The organism is Enterobacter sp. UNJFSC 003, from assembly GCF_036903355.1.
Classification (GTDB): Bacteria; Pseudomonadota; Gammaproteobacteria; order Enterobacterales; family Enterobacteriaceae; genus Enterobacter.
The window spans coordinates 1-230 of the sequence record NZ_JBAKHK010000385.1 but is presented as its reverse complement, the minus strand read 5'-3'; the positions used below and the strand labels follow the sequence as shown (position 1 = coordinate 230).

The 230-nt window shown below is 51.7% G+C and carries 1 protein-coding gene; it reads left to right on the top strand.

Annotated elements, in window-relative coordinates; genetic code table 11:
* Positions 1–230 (top strand): CoA-transferase (locus V5P19_RS24660; RefSeq protein WP_334408131.1); only part of this gene is annotated, 230 nt, incomplete at both ends.

Here is a 230-nt window from a genome sequence, read left to right as displayed (position 1 = left end):
GTGCCGGTCCTGTCGGCACAGGAAGCGGTGAATTATATTCCCGACGAAGCAACACTTTGTGTGTTAGGCGCTGGCGGCGGTATTCTGGAAGCCACCACGTTAATTACTGCTCTTGCTGATAAATATAAACAGACTCAAACGCCACGTAATTTATCGATTATTCGTCCAACAGGGCTTGGCGATCGCGCCGACCGCGGTATTAGTCCGCTGGCGCAAGAAGGTCTGCTGAA